16 protein-coding genes and 2 tRNA genes are annotated in these 15992 nt (G+C 52.9%); 14 read left to right on the forward strand and 4 right to left on the reverse strand.

Going from position 1 to position 15992, the window contains the following annotated elements; genetic code table 11:
* Positions 1-61 precede the first annotated feature (61 nt).
* Positions 62-138, forward strand: a tRNA-Asp gene (locus FEK47_RS15410).
* 8 nt (positions 139-146) lie between these two features.
* Positions 147-222 (forward strand) — tRNA-Trp (locus FEK47_RS15415).
* A 95-nt stretch (positions 223-317) separates the two neighbouring features.
* On the opposite strand, the gene hdfR is transcribed toward FEK47_RS15415, so the two are convergent.
* Positions 318-1157: an HTH-type transcriptional regulator HdfR gene (hdfR, locus tag FEK47_RS15420; RefSeq protein WP_130209370.1), complete on the reverse strand. Its 840-nt coding sequence runs from the start codon at positions 1155-1157 to the stop codon at positions 318-320.
* Positions 1158-1275: 118 nt separating this feature from the next.
* On the opposite strand from hdfR, the gene maoP reads away from it, so the two are divergent.
* Positions 1276-1614: a macrodomain Ori organization protein MaoP gene (gene maoP, locus FEK47_RS15425; protein ID WP_000841001.1), complete on the forward strand. Its 339-nt coding sequence runs from the start codon at positions 1276-1278 to the stop codon at positions 1612-1614.
* A gap of 24 nt (positions 1615-1638) precedes the next feature.
* On the opposite strand, the gene FEK47_RS15430 is transcribed toward maoP, so the two are convergent.
* On the reverse strand, positions 1639-3159 hold the full coding sequence (locus FEK47_RS15430; protein WP_138183262.1) for a YifB family Mg chelatase-like AAA ATPase: 1521 nt from the start codon (positions 3157-3159) through the stop codon (positions 1639-1641).
* Between the two features lie 350 nt (positions 3160-3509).
* Between FEK47_RS15430 and ilvL the strand changes: the two genes are divergently transcribed.
* From ilvL to FEK47_RS15475, 9 genes are all read left to right on the forward strand, one after another.
* Positions 3510-3608, forward strand: coding sequence for an ilv operon leader peptide (gene ilvL, locus FEK47_RS15435; protein ID WP_001311244.1), 99 nt, complete (start codon positions 3510-3512; stop codon positions 3606-3608).
* An 86-nt stretch (positions 3609-3694) separates the two neighbouring features.
* The gene (gene ilvX, locus FEK47_RS15440) at positions 3695-3745 is read left to right on the forward strand and encodes a peptide IlvX (RefSeq protein ID WP_001387183.1); all 51 of its coding nucleotides are present in this window, start codon (positions 3695-3697) and stop codon (positions 3743-3745) included.
* Positions 3746-3747: 2 nt separating this feature from the next.
* Positions 3748-5394: an acetolactate synthase 2 catalytic subunit gene (ilvG, locus tag FEK47_RS15445; RefSeq protein ID WP_135486980.1), complete on the forward strand. Its 1647-nt coding sequence runs from the start codon at positions 3748-3750 to the stop codon at positions 5392-5394.
* Complete coding sequence (gene ilvM / locus FEK47_RS15450) at positions 5391-5654, forward strand: acetolactate synthase 2 small subunit (RefSeq protein ID WP_000983255.1); 264 nt, start codon at positions 5391-5393, stop codon at positions 5652-5654. Before ilvG ends, ilvM begins: the two co-directional genes overlap by 4 nt.
* A 19-nt stretch (positions 5655-5673) precedes the next feature.
* Positions 5674-6603: a branched-chain-amino-acid transaminase gene (gene ilvE / locus FEK47_RS15455; RefSeq protein ID WP_000208520.1), complete on the forward strand. Its 930-nt coding sequence runs from the start codon at positions 5674-5676 to the stop codon at positions 6601-6603.
* A gap of 64 nt (positions 6604-6667) precedes the next feature.
* Positions 6668-8518 (forward strand): dihydroxy-acid dehydratase, encoded by a 1851-nt coding sequence (gene ilvD / locus FEK47_RS15460; RefSeq protein WP_135486979.1) that lies wholly within the window; start codon positions 6668-6670, stop codon positions 8516-8518.
* Between the two features lie 2 nt (positions 8519-8520).
* Complete coding sequence (ilvA, locus tag FEK47_RS15465; RefSeq protein WP_138183268.1) at positions 8521-10065, forward strand: threonine ammonia-lyase, biosynthetic; 1545 nt, start codon at positions 8521-8523, stop codon at positions 10063-10065.
* A 305-nt stretch (positions 10066-10370) separates the two neighbouring features.
* Entirely contained in the window at positions 10371-10688 is a 318-nt protein-coding gene (locus tag FEK47_RS15470) for a type II toxin-antitoxin system RelE/ParE family toxin (RefSeq protein WP_167854653.1), read from the forward strand.
* The gene (locus FEK47_RS15475; RefSeq protein ID WP_130258653.1) at positions 10685-11026 is read left to right on the forward strand and encodes a helix-turn-helix domain-containing protein; all 342 of its coding nucleotides are present in this window, start codon (positions 10685-10687) and stop codon (positions 11024-11026) included. The genes FEK47_RS15470 and FEK47_RS15475 overlap by 4 nt, the downstream gene beginning before the upstream one ends.
* A 2-nt stretch (positions 11027-11028) precedes the next feature.
* Here the strand turns inward: FEK47_RS15475 and ilvY are convergent, their stop codons facing one another.
* Positions 11029-11916, reverse strand: a complete 888-nt coding sequence (gene ilvY, locus FEK47_RS15480) for an HTH-type transcriptional activator IlvY (protein WP_135486977.1) — start codon at positions 11914-11916, stop codon at positions 11029-11031.
* A 149-nt stretch (positions 11917-12065) separates the two neighbouring features.
* Here ilvY and ilvC point away from each other — a divergent pair, with 149 nt between their 5' ends.
* Entirely contained in the window at positions 12066-13541 is a 1476-nt protein-coding gene (gene ilvC / locus FEK47_RS15485) for a ketol-acid reductoisomerase (protein WP_001295253.1), read from the forward strand.
* Positions 13542-13586: 45 nt separating this feature from the next.
* Here the strand turns inward: ilvC and ppiC are convergent, their stop codons facing one another.
* Entirely contained in the window at positions 13587-13868 is a 282-nt protein-coding gene (gene ppiC, locus FEK47_RS15490; RefSeq protein WP_001140251.1) for a peptidylprolyl isomerase PpiC, read from the reverse strand.
* An 86-nt stretch (positions 13869-13954) separates the two neighbouring features.
* Here ppiC and rep point away from each other — a divergent pair, with 86 nt between their 5' ends.
* A complete protein-coding gene (gene rep, locus FEK47_RS15495; protein ID WP_001238867.1) occupies positions 13955-15976 on the forward strand; it encodes a DNA helicase Rep in 2022 nt (673 codons plus the stop codon).
* The last annotated feature ends 16 nt before the right edge of the window (positions 15977-15992 follow it).

Below are 15992 nucleotides of genomic sequence, written 5' to 3' on the forward strand. Positions count from 1 at the left end.
GCCAGGCATCAAATAAAGCAGTAAGCCGGTCATAAAACCGGTGGTTGTAAAAGAATTCGGTGGAGCGGTAGTTCAGTCGGTTAGAATACCTGCCTGTCACGCAGGGGGTCGCGGGTTCGAGTCCCGTCCGTTCCGCCACCCTAATTAGGGGCGTAGTTCAATTGGTAGAGCACCGGTCTCCAAAACCGGGTGTTGGGAGTTCGAGTCTCTCCGCCCCTGCCAGAAATCATCCTTAGCGAAAGCTAAGGATTTTTTTTATCTAAAATAACCCTCTCCGAAGTAAATCCTTCCACCGGCGTCCTTGCCAGCCATTCAGATTAATACACTTCATCCAGTACGTTAATTTTCAATAGATCTCGAATCAGCGCGTGTTTGTCGCTATTTTGCAGCCATATGGCATAGAGCGGCCGTGAAAGTGTTGTACTGTCGACAACAGTATGCAAACCGCCTTTTTTGCGCGCCCAACTTACCGGTAGCCAGGTGCAGCCATTAAGCATTTCAATCTGTTGTTGTGCCAGTTCAGCAGAACTGGTTGTCAGAATGGGAACTTCATCAGCACCGATCAAACCTGTCTCATGCTGTTGAAAATCCGGCCCCCATTCCAGACGCAGATAGTTAAGATCACCCTTTAACTTAGAGGGGGCGCTGGCATAGAGCGCTAAAGTGAAATGTCCCAACAACTGGCTACTAAATTCGTCCATTTTGGGCGCTTCAGTGGTAATAAGAAGATCAAGTTGTCGTTCATGTAGCTGTTTTACCAGAGACTGTCGTTGGGCAATCCGCGCTTCAAATTGCAGGCCTGTGTGGGCATCCTGATTCTGATACAAGCGCCCCAGCCACTGATTAAGCATACACTCCCACAGCGAGGCGCTGGCACCAATAGAAAACTCATTATGTCGTGAGGTATGCGCCACCTCCTTGCGGGCGGCCTGCCAGGTGCTCATTAGCGTTTCTGCATAAGGCAGAAGCTTTTCTCCGGCAGCGGTTAAACGGATATTGTTTCTGTGGCGGGTGAAAAGATTCACACCCAGTTGATTTTCCAGTTGTCTGATTCGAAAGCTCACGGCTGATTGGGTCAGATAGAGCGATTCAGCCGCTCGACCAAAGTGACGCGTTCGGCTAACTTCCAGGAAAGTTTTTAACAATTCCGTATCCACAGTGCTCTCCGCAAAATTATTTGTCGTTATGATTTAAATGTTTTGTTTTACACTCTGTCAAGCGTAACTAATACTCCGCGCCATAACTAGCTCGGTCAAAGAATTAGGAGCGTGCAGGATGGCGGAAAGCTTTACGACGACTAATCGATATTTCGACAATAAACATTATCCACGTGGATTCTCTCGTCATGGTGATTTCACCATCAAAGAGGCACAACTGCTTGAACGTCATGGTTATGCCTTCAATGAGCTGGATCTCGGCAAACGCGAGCCGGTTACCGAGGAAGAGAAACTCTTCGTAGCAGTATGCCGTGGCGAACGTGAGCCAGTGACAGAAGCAGAACGCGTGTGGTCCAAGTATATGACGCGTATTAAGCGTCCAAAACGTTTTCATACCCTTTCCGGCGGTAAACCGCAGGTTGAAGGAGCTGAAGACTACACCGATTCCGACGATTAATAAAAAGGGCGAAATGCCCTTTTTTTATGTCAGCAGTTTTTGCAAATGGATGAGCAAGCGGTCAATCGCACGATAGCTAACCGCCTCCTGCAAATGCTGCCGTGTGATAATGCCAGATTGATCAATATCAGCAATGGTTCGTGCAACTTTCAGTAACCGCTGCCAGGCACGAATCGATAATCCCAGATGGATCAGCGTTTCTTCCAGCCACTGCGCATCTGCGCTCTCAAGCTTGCAGAATTGGCGTATTTCCGGGCTATCCAGCCAGGCATTCAGTTTATTCTGCCGCTTAAATTGGCGCTCTCTGGCGGCCATTACACGTTGTTTAACGGTGGCGCTGCTTTCTCCCGGCACTACCGTTTTACTCAAAATGCCGGGGGGTGGTAATGGGATCTCCAGTGAGAGGTCAAAGCGGTCAAGAAAGGGACCAGAGAGTCGGTTGAGATAACGTAATGTTTGTTCTGGTGTGCAGCGGTTATGATTTCCCTGATAATGTCCGGTAGGGCTGGGGTTCATCGCCGCGACAAGCTGGAAACGGGCCGGATAGGTTATTTTAGCCCGCGTGCGTGAAAGATGGATCTGTCCAGACTCAATGGGTTCCCGCAAGGCATCCAATGTACGACGTTCAAATTCAGGTAGTTCATCAAGAAAAAGCACGCCGTTATGCGCCAGAGAAATTTCACCAGGCCCGGGAATTGCGCCACCGCCTACCATCGCAGTTAACGACGCACTGTGATGCGGTGAGCGGAACGGGCGCTGCCGCCATTGTTTTTGCACTGACTCGGCATTTACCAGACTTAATATCGCAGCGCTCTCCAGTGCCTCTTCATTGCTTAAATCTGGCAACAGGCCATTAATACGGCTGGCGAGCATTGTTTTACCTGTTCCTGGTGGCCCAATCAGTAAAAGGTTGTGGCCCCCTGCGGCGGTAATTTCCAGCCCTCGCTTTCCTTGCTCCTGACCGACAACATCACTGAGATCATGTTGTAATATCCGGGATGCAACATCAGTTGGTGACGGGCGTTCGAGAGCATGCTTACCTTCCAGAAACGCACAGACAGCCTGCAGATGATCGGCTATCAGGCATCCTTCACCGTTAATTAGCCCCACTTCATCTTCGTTATCTTTCGCGACGATAATTTTTCTGCCCGACTTAATGGCTTCAGTTGCACTGGAGATTGCGCCAGGAACGCCGCGCAGAGCGCCTGTAAGCGCCAGTTCCCCGACTAATTCATATTCATGCAACTTATTGGCTGTAAGCTGTTCAGAGGCTGCCAGCAAAGCAATAGCGATAGGTAAATCATATCGCCCTCCTTCTTTCGGCAGGTCGGCTGGTGCAAGGTTAATGGTGATTTTTTTCGCCGGATATTCATATCCGCTATTGATAATGGCGCTGCGCACGCGATCGCGTGCTTCTTTTACCGTTGTTTCTGGTAAGCCCACCATCGTTAATCCCGGTAGACCTTTACTGATATGAACCTCAACAGTGATCGGGGGAGCGTTTACCCCCAGAGCCGCACGAGTATGAACAATTGACAGTGACATAAGCCCTCCTTGAGCCACCATTATGTGCATAAGAGATCACTGCTGTAGTCTGCCAAATTGCGTTAATTAGCGGCTGATTCCCGTTTATTTATGCAACGTGATCTGAGTTGTATGAGTGATGGAATAACTCTCGCAAAAATGAGAAGTAAAAAAATTAGCCTCTGGGTGAGGGCAAGAAATGTACGGAAATTGAATTTTTTTCACTCACCTTTTTTTATATAAAAAACAATGGTTTTTATCGAAATGATTGGGAATACAACAAAACGTGATTAAAAAATATCTTGTGCCATTCGCAAAATCTATGGTAACTCTTTAGGCATTCCTTCGAACAAGATGCAAGAAAAGACAAAATGACAGCCCTTCTACGAGTGATTAGCCTGGTCGTGATTAGCGTGGTGGTGATTATTATCCCACCGTGCGGGGCTGCACTTGGACGAGGAAAGGCTTAGAGATCAAGCCTTAACGAACTAAGACCCCCGCACCGAAAGGTCCGGGGGTTTTTTTTGACCTTAAAAACATAACCGAGGAGCAGACAATGAATAACAGCACAAAATTCTGTTTCTCAAGATTCAGGACGGGGAACTAACTATGAATGGCGCACAGTGGGTGGTACATGCGTTGCGGGCACAGGGTGTGAATACCGTTTTCGGTTATCCGGGTGGCGCAATTATGCCGGTTTACGATGCATTGTATGACGGCGGCGTGGAGCACTTGCTGTGCCGACATGAGCAGGGAGCGGCAATGGCGGCTATCGGCTATGCCCGTGCTACTGGCAAAACTGGCGTATGTATCGCCACGTCTGGTCCGGGCGCAACCAACCTGATAACCGGGCTTGCGGACGCGCTGTTAGATTCCATCCCTGTCGTTGCCATCACCGGTCAGGTGTCCGCACCGTTCATCGGTACCGACGCATTTCAGGAAGTGGATGTCCTGGGATTGTCATTAGCCTGTACCAAACACAGCTTCCTGGTACAGTCGCTGGAAGAGTTGCCGCGCATCATGGCCGAAGCGTTTGAGGTTGCCAGCTCAGGTCGTCCTGGTCCGGTTCTGGTCGATATTCCAAAAGATATCCAGTTAGCCAGCGGCGATCTGGAACCGTGGTTCACCACCGTTGAAAACGAAGTGACTTTCCCACATGCCGAAGTCGAGCAAGCGCGCCAGATGCTGGCAAAAGCGCAAAAACCGATGCTGTACGTTGGCGGTGGCGTGGGCATGGCGCAGGCAGTTCCCGCTTTGCGTGAATTTCTCACTGCCACAAAAATGCCTGCCACCTGCACGTTGAAAGGGCTGGGCGCAGTTGAAGCGGATTATCCGTACTATCTGGGAATGCTGGGAATGCACGGCACCAAAGCGGCGAACTTCGCGGTGCAGGAATGTGATTTACTGATCGCCGTAGGTGCACGTTTTGATGACCGGGTGACCGGCAAGCTGAACACCTTCGCACCGCACGCCAGTGTTATCCATGTGGATATCGACCCGGCAGAAATGAACAAGCTGCGTCAGGTGCATGTGGCATTACAGGGTGATTTAAATGCTCTGTTACCAGCATTACAGCAGCCGTTAAATATCAATGACTGGCAGCAATACTGTGCGCAGCTGCGTGATGAACATGCCTGGCGTTACGACCATCCCGGTGATGCAATCTACGCGCCGTTGTTGTTAAAACAACTGTCGGATCGTAAACCTGCGGATTGCGTTGTGACCACAGATGTGGGGCAGCACCAGATGTGGGCTGCGCAGCACATCGCCCACACTCGCCCGGAAAATTTCATCACCTCTAGCGGCTTAGGCACCATGGGTTTTGGTTTACCAGCGGCGGTTGGCGCACAAGTCGCGCGACCGAACGATACCGTCGTCTGTATCTCCGGTGACGGCTCTTTCATGATGAATGTGCAAGAGCTGGGCACCGTAAAACGCAAGCAGTTACCGTTGAAAATCGTCTTACTCGATAACCAACGGTTAGGGATGGTTCGACAATGGCAGCAACTGTTTTTCCAGGAGCGATACAGCGAAACCACCCTTACCGATAACCCCGATTTCCTCATGTTAGCCAGCGCCTTCGGCATCCCTGGCCAACACATCACCCGTAAAGAGCAGGTTGAAGCGGCACTCGACACCATGCTGAACAGTGATGGGCCATACCTGCTTCATGTCTCAATCGACGAACTTGAGAACGTCTGGCCGCTGGTGCCGCCGGGTGCCAGTAATTCAGAAATGTTGGAGAAATTATCATGATGCAACATCAGGTCAATGTATCGGCTCGCTTCAATCCAGAAACCTTAGAACGTGTTTTACGCGTGGTGCGTCATCGTGGTTTCCACGTCTGCTCAATGAATATGGCCGCCGCCAGCGATGCACAAAATATAAATATCGAATTGACCGTTGCCAGCCCACGGTCGGTCGACTTACTGTTTAGTCAGTTAAATAAACTGGTGGACGTCGCACACGTTGCCATCTGCCAGAGCACAACCACATCACAACAAATCCGCGCCTGAGCGCAAAAGGAATATAAAAATGACCACGAAGAAAGCTGATTACATTTGGTTCAATGGGGAGATGGTTCGCTGGGAAGACGCGAAGGTGCATGTGATGTCGCACGCGCTGCACTATGGCACCTCGGTTTTTGAAGGCATCCGTTGCTACGACTCGCACAAAGGACCGGTTGTATTCCGCCATCGTGAGCATATGCAGCGTCTGCATGACTCCGCCAAAATCTATCGCTTCCCGGTTTCGCAGAGCATTGATGAGTTGATGGAAGCTTGTCGTGACGTGATCCGCAAAAACAATCTCACCAGCGCCTATATCCGTCCGCTGATCTTCGTCGGTGATGTTGGTATGGGCGTTAACCCGCCAGCGGGATACTCAACCGATGTGATTATCGCCGCTTTCCCGTGGGGAGCGTATCTGGGCGCAGAAGCGCTGGAGCAGGGGATCGATGCGATGGTTTCCTCCTGGAACCGCGCAGCACCAAACACCATCCCAACCGCGGCAAAAGCCGGTGGTAACTACCTCTCTTCCCTGCTGGTGGGTAGTGAAGCTCGCCGCCACGGTTATCAGGAAGGTATCGCGCTGGATGTGAACGGTTATATCTCTGAAGGCGCAGGTGAAAACCTGTTTGAAGTGAAAGACGGTGTGCTGTTCACCCCACCGTTCACCTCATCCGCGCTGCCGGGTATTACCCGTGACGCCATCATCAAACTGGCGAAAGAGCTGGGAATTGAAGTGCGTGAGCAGGTGCTGTCGCGCGAATCACTGTACCTGGCGGATGAAGTGTTTATGTCCGGTACGGCGGCTGAAATCACGCCAGTGCGCAGCGTAGACGGTATTCAGGTTGGCGAAGGTCGTTGCGGCCCGGTTACCAAACGCATTCAGCAAGCCTTCTTCGGCCTCTTCACTGGCGAAACCGAAGATAAATGGGGCTGGTTAGATCAAGTTAATCAATAAATACAAAAAATGGGACGGCACGCACCGTCCCATTTACGAGACAGACACTGGGAGTAAATAAAGTATGCCTAAGTACCGTTCCGCCACCACCACTCATGGTCGTAATATGGCGGGTGCTCGTGCGCTGTGGCGCGCCACCGGAATGACCGACGCCGATTTCGGTAAGCCGATTATCGCGGTTGTGAACTCGTTCACCCAATTTGTACCGGGTCACGTCCATCTGCGCGATCTCGGTAAACTGGTCGCCGAACAAATTGAAGCGGCTGGCGGCGTTGCCAAAGAGTTCAACACCATTGCGGTGGATGATGGGATTGCCATGGGCCACGGGGGGATGCTTTATTCACTGCCATCTCGCGAACTGATCGCTGACTCCGTTGAATATATGGTCAACGCCCACTGCGCCGACGCCATGGTCTGCATCTCTAACTGCGACAAAATCACCCCGGGGATGCTGATGGCTTCCCTGCGATTAAACATTCCGGTGATCTTCGTTTCCGGCGGCCCGATGGAAGCCGGGAAAACCAAACTGTCCGATCAGATCATCAAACTCGATCTGGTTGATGCGATGATCCAGGGCGCAGACCCGAAAGTTTCTGACTCCCAGAGCGATCAGGTTGAACGTTCCGCCTGCCCAACCTGTGGTTCCTGCTCCGGGATGTTCACCGCCAACTCGATGAACTGCCTGACCGAAGCGCTGGGCCTGTCGCAGCCGGGCAACGGCTCGCTGCTGGCAACCCACGCCGACCGTAAGCAGCTGTTCCTCAATGCCGGTAAACGTATTGTTGAACTGACCAAACGCTATTACGAGCAGGATGATGCCTCTGCGCTGCCGCGTAACATTGCCAGTAAGGCGGCGTTTGAAAACGCCATGACGCTAGATATCGCGATGGGCGGTTCTACCAACACCGTTCTCCACCTGCTGGCGGCGGCGCAGGAAGCGGAAATCGACTTCACCATGAGTGATATCGACAAGCTTTCGCGTAAAGTCCCGCAGTTATGCAAAGTTGCGCCGAGTACTCAAAAATACCATATGGAAGATGTTCACCGGGCTGGTGGTGTTATCGGCATTCTCGGCGAACTGGATCGCGCGGGGTTACTGAACCGTGATGTGAAAAACGTACTTGGCCTGACCTTGCCGCAAACGCTGGAACAATACGACGTTATGCTGACCCAGGATGACTCGGTGAAAAATATGTTCCGCGCTGGCCCGGCGGGTATCCGTACGACCCAGGCATTCTCGCAGGATTGCCGTTGGGATTCTCTTGATGATGATCGCGCAAACGGCTGTATCCGCTCGCTGGAACACGCCTACAGCAAAGACGGCGGCTTGGCGGTGCTCTACGGTAATTTCGCAGAAAACGGCTGCATCGTTAAAACGGCAGGCGTCGATGACAGCATCCTCAAATTCACCGGCCCGGCGAAAGTGTACGAAAGCCAGGACGATGCGGTAGAAGCGATTCTCGGTGGCAAAGTGGTGGCGGGCGACGTTGTGGTTATCCGCTACGAAGGCCCGAAAGGCGGGCCGGGTATGCAGGAGATGCTCTACCCAACTACCTTCCTGAAATCGATGGGTCTCGGTAAAGCCTGTGCGTTGGTAACCGACGGTCGTTTCTCTGGCGGCACCTCTGGTCTTTCCATCGGTCACGTCTCGCCGGAAGCGGCAAGCGGCGGCAGCATTGGCCTGATTGAAGACGGCGATCTTATCGCTATCGACATTCCGAACCGTGGCATTCAGTTACAGGTAAGCGATGCCGAACTGGCGGCGCGTCGTGAAGCGCAGGAAGCACGAGGTGACCAGGCCTGGACGCCGAAAAATCGTGAACGCCAGGTTTCCTTTGCCCTGCGTGCCTACGCCAGCCTGGCGACCAGCGCCGACAAAGGCGCGGTGCGCGATAAATCGAAACTGGGGGGTTAATGATGGCAGACTCACAACCCCTGTCCGGTGCTCCGGAAGGTGCCGAATATTTAAGAGCGGTGCTACGTGCGCCGGTTTACGAAGCGGCGCAGGTCACTCCGCTACAAAAAATGGAAAAACTGTCGTCGCGTCTTGATAACGTGATTCTGGTGAAGCGCGAAGATCGCCAGCCAGTGCACAGCTTTAAGCTGCGCGGCGCATACGCCATGATGGCGGGCCTGACGGAAGAACAGAAAGCGCACGGCGTGATCACCGCCTCGGCGGGTAACCACGCGCAGGGCGTAGCGTTCTCCTCTGCGCGGTTAGGCGTGAAGGCACTGATCGTCATGCCAACCGCCACCGCCGACATCAAAGTCGATGCGGTGCGCGGCTTCGGTGGCGAAGTGCTGCTTCATGGTGCGAACTTCGATGAAGCAAAAGCCAAAGCGATTGAATTGTCTCAGCAGCAGGGCTTCACCTGGGTGCCGCCGTTCGACCATCCGATGGTGATCGCTGGGCAAGGCACGCTGGCGCTGGAACTGCTCCAGCAGGATGCCCATCTTGATCGCGTATTTGTACCGGTCGGCGGCGGCGGCCTGGCGGCGGGTGTGGCGGTGCTGATCAAACAGCTGATGCCGCAAATCAAAGTGATCGCCGTAGAAGCGGAAGACTCCGCCTGCCTGAAAGCGGCGCTGGATGCGGGTCATCCGGTTGATCTGCCACGCGTGGGGCTATTTGCTGAAGGCGTTGCGGTAAAACGCATCGGCGATGAAACTTTCCGTTTGTGCCGGGAGTATCTCGACGACATCATCACCGTTGATAGTGATGCGATCTGTGCGGCGATGAAGGATTTATTCGAAGATGTGCGCGCGGTGGCGGAGCCGTCTGGCGCGTTGGCGCTGGCGGGAATGAAAAAATATATCGCCCAGCACAACATTCGCGGCGAACGACTGGCGCATGTACTTTCGGGGGCAAACGTCAATTTCCACGGCCTGCGCTACGTCTCGGAACGCTGCGAACTGGGCGAACAGCGTGAAGCGTTGCTGGCGGTGACCATCCCGGAAGAAAAAGGCAGCTTCCTCAAATTCTGCCAGCTACTTGGCGGGCGTTCGGTCACTGAGTTCAACTATCGCTTTGCCGATGCCAAAAACGCCTGCATCTTTGTCGGCGTGCGCCTGAGCCGCGGCCTCGAAGAGCGCAAAGAAATTTTGCAGATGCTCAACGACGGCGGCTACAGCGTGGTAGATCTCTCCGACGACGAAATGGCGAAGCTACACGTGCGCTATATGGTCGGCGGGCGTCCATCGCATCCGTTGCAGGAACGCCTCTACAGCTTCGAATTCCCGGAATCGCCGGGCGCGCTGCTGCGCTTTCTCAACACGCTGGGTACGCACTGGAACATTTCTCTGTTCCATTATCGCAGCCATGGCACCGACTACGGGCGCGTGCTGGCGGCGTTCGAACTTGGCGATCATGAACCGGATTTCGAAACCCGGCTGAATGAGTTGGGTTACGATTGCCACGACGAAACCAATAACCCGGCGTTCAGGTTCTTTTTGGCGGGTTAACTCAGCGTTTCGGTTTTCAGGCCCACAAAGTAAAGTGGGCCTAATATCCTGATATGATCTTCCCTCAGTTATTGGGCTTTTCTGCCAGTCCGAAGCATCCACTCATTCAATTTTGCGAGACGTTTTCCAGAAGGCGCTCAATCTGCTTGTGGTGAAACTCGGCTCACCATATCGTTAGCATCGCCATTTTGGTTATTTGTGCACCGCTATCACTTGCGCCTGTTAAAAGCAATGTATAAAATTTTATACGCAAGGATGTTATGTTACTCACCCGAGCTCTCCCCAATGAAAAAGAAATTCGATGGGTGGGATCTTCTCTGGAGGATCTCCTGGCTTTTCCCATAACGGTATGTAAAGCAGTCGGTTATCAGCTTCACAAAATTCAGTATGGAATTGAACCTGATGACTGGAAATCGTTTTCAGAAATTGGGGCTGGGGTGAATGAAATTCGGTTTCGTGACAACAATGGCATCTATCGCGTTATGTATGTCGCTAAGTTTGCAGAAGCGCTCTACGTTTTGCATAGCTTTCAGAAACAGACGCAACAAACCAGTCAGCACGATAAAAACATCGCCAGAACGCGTTATAACCGGGTGGTGCAGCAACGGAGAAACAGCCTGTGATTGCCAAAACTGATAGTGATATTCGCCATGTGACGCCATCTGGCGGTAATGTTTTTGCTGATTTGGGGTTTGATAAGCAGGAGGCAGAAAAGCTTTACGCTGATTCCCTGAGTGAAATCGAAAACACGTTAGTCATCAAAGAACAGCTCATGGAAGAAATTACCCTCTGGATTAAGCAAAACCAGATGAAGCAAGCCGAGGTGGCAACCGTTTTACATATATCACGGCCGCGCGTCTCTGATGTCGTCAACAAGAAATGCAGCAAATTCACCATCGATGCTTTGGTGAATATGCTAAGTCGTATTGGGAAGCCCGTTCGGGTAATGGTGGGGCCGTAAAACTAATTCGGCAAAATCTTCCAGAACGCCTCAATCAGCGGCTCATGCAGCCGCTTTTTTTGTGCACAAACGCCCAGCTCAAACGGCGTTTGCTCATCGCTACGCTCTAAAATCATTACGCGGTTACGCACCGGTTCCGGGCTGTTTTCCAGCACCACTTCCGGCAACAAGGCCACGCCGCAACCGAGCGCCACCATCGATACCATCGCTTCATGTCCGCCAACCGTGGCGTAAATCATCGGGTTGCTGATTTTATTGCGTCGAAACCACAGTTCAATGCGGCGGCGTACCGGTCCCTGATCGGCCATGATAAACGGTACCGTTGACCAGTCTGGCTTCTCTACCGAAACCTGATTACGCACCGGGCACGGTAGGGCAGGCGCGATCAGCACCACCGTCAGATTCTCCAGCATCGAAAACGCCACCGCGCCTGGCAGAGTCTCCGGCTTCCCGGCAATCGCCAGATCCGCTTCTCCCGTGACCACCTTTTCCATCGCATCTGCCGCATCACCGGTAGTGAGTTTGATCTCCACCGACGGGTGTTCCGCGCGGAAGCGATCCAGAATCGGCGGCAGATGGCTGTAGGCTGCGGTGACCGAGCAGAAGATATGCAGCTCGCCGGAGAGCGACGGACCTTGCTGATCGATGGTGTGGCGCAATTGCTGATACTGCAACAGTGTTTGCTGGGCGAAAACGCGCAGCTCTTCGCCCGCTTCCGTCAGCGTTACCGTGCGGTTATCGCGCACAAACAGCGGCTGACCGAGATCTTCTTCCAGGCGCTGAATCTGCCGTGAGAGCGTGGATGGGCTAACGTGCATCGCCCGCGCGCTGCGGCCAAAATGGCGGCTTTCCGCCAGATGCAGGAAGGTTTTCAGATCGCGTAAATCCAATGGTGCAGCCCTCAATGTTGACGTTGCAAAAATTGCAATGTGACGTTGTGAATATATCAATTTCCGCAATAAATTTCCTGTCATATAGTGAATTCAATCTCGCAAACGCGAACCGAACAATAAGAAGCACAACATCACGAGGAATCACCATGGCTAACTACTTCAATACACTGAATCTGCGCCAGCAGCTGGCACAGCTGGGCAAATGTCGCTTTATGGGGCGCGATGAATTCGCCGATGGCGCGAGCTACCTTCAGGGTAAAAAAGTAGTCATCGTCGGCTGTGGCGCACAGGGTCTGAACCAGGGCCTGAACATGCGTGATTCAGGTCTCGATATCTCCTACGCTCTGCGCAAAGAAGCGATTGCCGAAAAGCGCGCATCCTGGCGTAAAGCGACCGAAAACGGTTTTAAAGTGGGTACTTACGAAGAACTGATCCCGCAGGCGGATCTGGTGGTTAACCTGACGCCGGACAAGCAGCACTCTGATGTAGTGCGCACCGTACAGCCACTGATGAAAGACGGCGCGGCGCTGGGTTACTCGCACGGTTTCAACATCGTCGAAGTGGGCGAGCAGATCCGTAAAGATATCACCGTAGTCATGGTTGCGCCGAAATGCCCAGGCACCGAAGTGCGTGAAGAGTACAAACGTGGATTCGGCGTACCGACGCTGATTGCCGTTCACCCGGAAAACGATCCGAAAGGCGAAGGTATGGCGATCGCTAAAGCATGGGCGGCAGCAACCGGTGGTCACCGTGCGGGCGTGCTGGAATCGTCCTTCGTTGCGGAAGTGAAATCTGACCTGATGGGTGAGCAAACCATCCTGTGCGGTATGTTGCAGGCTGGCTCTCTGCTGTGCTTCGACAAGCTGGTGGAAGAAGGCACCGATCCGGCATACGCAGAAAAACTGATTCAGTTCGGTTGGGAAACCATCACCGAAGCACTGAAACAGGGCGGCATCACCCTGATGATGGACCGTCTCTCTAACCCGGCGAAACTGCGTGCTTACGCGCTGTCAGAACAGCTGAAAGAGATCATGGCGCCGCTGTTCCAGAAACATATGGACGACATCATCTCCGGCGAATTCTCCTCCGGTATGATGGCGGACTGGGCCAACGATGATAAGAAACTGCTGACCTGGCGTGAAGAGACCGGCAAAACCGCGTTCGAAACCGCGCCGCAATATGAAGGCAAAATCGGCGAGCAGGAGTACTTCGATAAAGGCGTACTGATGATCGCGATGGTGAAAGCGGGCGTTGAGCTGGCGTTTGAAACCATGGTTGATTCCGGCATCATCGAAGAATCTGCTTACTATGAATCACTGCACGAACTGCCGCTGATTGCCAACACCATCGCCCGTAAGCGTCTGTACGAAATGAACGTGGTTATCTCTGATACCGCCGAGTACGGTAACTATCTGTTCTCTTACGCTTGTGTGCCGTTGCTGAAACCGTTTATGGCAGAGCTGCAACCGGGCGATCTGGGTAAAGCTATTCCGGAAGGCGCGGTAGATAACGCGCAACTGCGTGATGTGAACGAAGCGATTCGCTGCCATGCGATTGAGCAGGTAGGTAAGAAACTGCGCGGCTATATGACGGATATGAAACGTATTGCTGTTGCGGGTTAATAGCGATTCAGAGTTCAAGGCCTTCTCCTGAAGAAGGCCTTGCTGTTAGTTACGGTACAGCACCTTAATGATGTGGTAACCGAACTGGGTATGCAGCGGGCCAGTCGGCTCCAGTACCGGACAAGAGAAAACCACTTTATCGAACGCCGGAACCATCTGACCCTGGCGGAATTCACCTAAATCACCGCCGCGTTTGCCTGATGGACAAATGGAGTGTTTCTTCGCCAGCTTGCCGAAATCGGCACCGTTCTTAATCTGCTCGAGAAGATCCAGAGCCAGTTTCTCTTCTTTTACAAGGATATGCAGTGCTGCTGCTGTTTTTGCCATGATCGTGCCTTGAGTGGTAAGGATGAGGCTGGCTATACTACCACGCTGTTATTTTCCCCTCCCGACTTTCATTGAGCGATTTTCCTATGCGTCTAAACCCCGGCCAACAACAAGCTGTCGAATTCGTTACCGGCCCTTGCCTGGTGCTGGCGGGCGCGGGTTCCGGTAAAACTCGTGTTATCACCAATAAAATCGCCCATCTGATCCGCGGTTGCGGTTATCAGGCGCGACATATCGCGGCGGTGACCTTTACCAATAAGGCGGCGCGCGAGATGAAAGAGCGTGTCGGGCAGACGCTGGGGCGTAAAGAGGCGCGCGGGCTGATGATCTCCACCTTCCACACGCTGGGGCTGGATATCATCAAACGCGAGTATGCAGCATTGGGGATGAAGGCGAACTTCTCGTTGTTTGACGATACCGATCAGCTTGCTTTGCTTAAAGAGTTGACCGAAGGGCTGATCGAAGATGACAAAGTTCTCTTGCAACAGCTAATTTCGACCATCTCCAACTGGAAGAACGATCTCAAAACACCGGCGCAGGCGGCGGCAGAGGCAAAGGGCGAGCGGGATCGAATTTTTGCCCATTGTTATGGACTGTATGATGCGCACCTGAAAGCGTGCAATGTTCTCGACTTCGACGATCTGATTTTATTGCCGACGCTACTTCTGCAACGCAATGAAGAAGTACGCGAGCGCTGGCAGAACAAAATTCGCTACCTGCTGGTGGATGAGTATCAGGACACCAACACCAGCCAGTATGAACTGGTGAAACTGCTGGTGGGCAGCCGCGCGCGCTTTACCGTGGTGGGTGACGATGACCAGTCGATCTACTCCTGGCGCGGCGCACGCCCGCAAAACCTGGTGCTGCTGAGTCAGGATTTCCCGGCGTTGAAGGTGATTAAGCTTGAGCAGAACTACCGCTCTTCCGGGCGTATTCTGAAAGCGGCGAATATTCTGATCGCCAATAACCCGCACGTCTTTGAAAAGCGTCTGTTCTCCGAACTGGGCTACGGCGCGGAGCTAAAAGTTTTAAGCGCGAATAACGAGGAACATGAAGCCGAGCGCGTCACCGGTGAACTGATTGCGCATCACTTCGTCAATAAAACGCAGTACAAAGATTACGCCATTCTCTATCGCGGCAACCATCAGTCGCGGGTGTTTGAAAAATTCCTGATGCAAAACCGCATCCCGTACAAAATATCTGGTGGTACGTCGTTTTTCTCTCGTCCTGAAATCAAGGACTTGCTGGCTTATCTGCGTGTGCTGACTAACCCGGACGATGACAGCGCATTTCTGCGTATCGTCAACACGCCGAAACGAGAGATTGGCCCGGCGACGCTGAAAAAGCTGGGTGAGTGGGCGATGACGCGCAATAAAAGCATGTTTACCGCCAGCTTTGATATGGGCCTGAGTCAGACGCTTAGCGGACGTGGTTATGAAGCATTGACCCGCTTCACTCACTGGTTGGCAGAAATCCAGCGCCTGGCGGAGCGGGAGCCGATTGCCGCGGTGCGTGATCTGATCCATGGCATGGATTATGAATCCTGGCTGTACGAAACATCGCCCAGCCCGAAAGCCGCCGAAATGCGCATGAAGAACGTTAACCAGTTATTTAGCTGGATGACGGAGATGCTGGAAGGCAGCGAACTGGATGAGCCGATGACGTTAACCCAGGTGGTGACGCGCTTTACTTTGCGCGACATGATGGAGCGCGGCGAGAGCGAGGAAGAGCTGGATCAGGTGCAACTGATGACTCTGCACGCGTCGAAAGGGCTGGAGTTTCCCTATGTCTACATGGTCGGTATGGAAGAAGGATTTTTGCCGCACCAGAGCAGCATCGATGAAGACAATATCGATGAGGAGCGGCGGCTGGCCTATGTCGGCATCACCCGCGCCCAGAAGGAATTGACCTTTACGCTGTGTAAAGAACGCCGTCAGTACGGCGAACTGGTGCGTCCGGAGCCGAGCCGATTTTTACTGGAGCTGCCGCAGGATGATTTGATTTGGGAACAGGAGCGTAAAGTGGTCAGCGCCGAAGAACGGATGCAGAAAGGGCAAAGCCATCTGGCGAATCTGAAAGCGATGATGGCGGCAAAACGAGGGAAATAATCACTCCCCGGGGAAG

Source organism: Escherichia sp. E3659, from assembly GCF_005781135.1.
Lineage (GTDB): Bacteria > Pseudomonadota > Gammaproteobacteria > Enterobacterales > Enterobacteriaceae > Escherichia.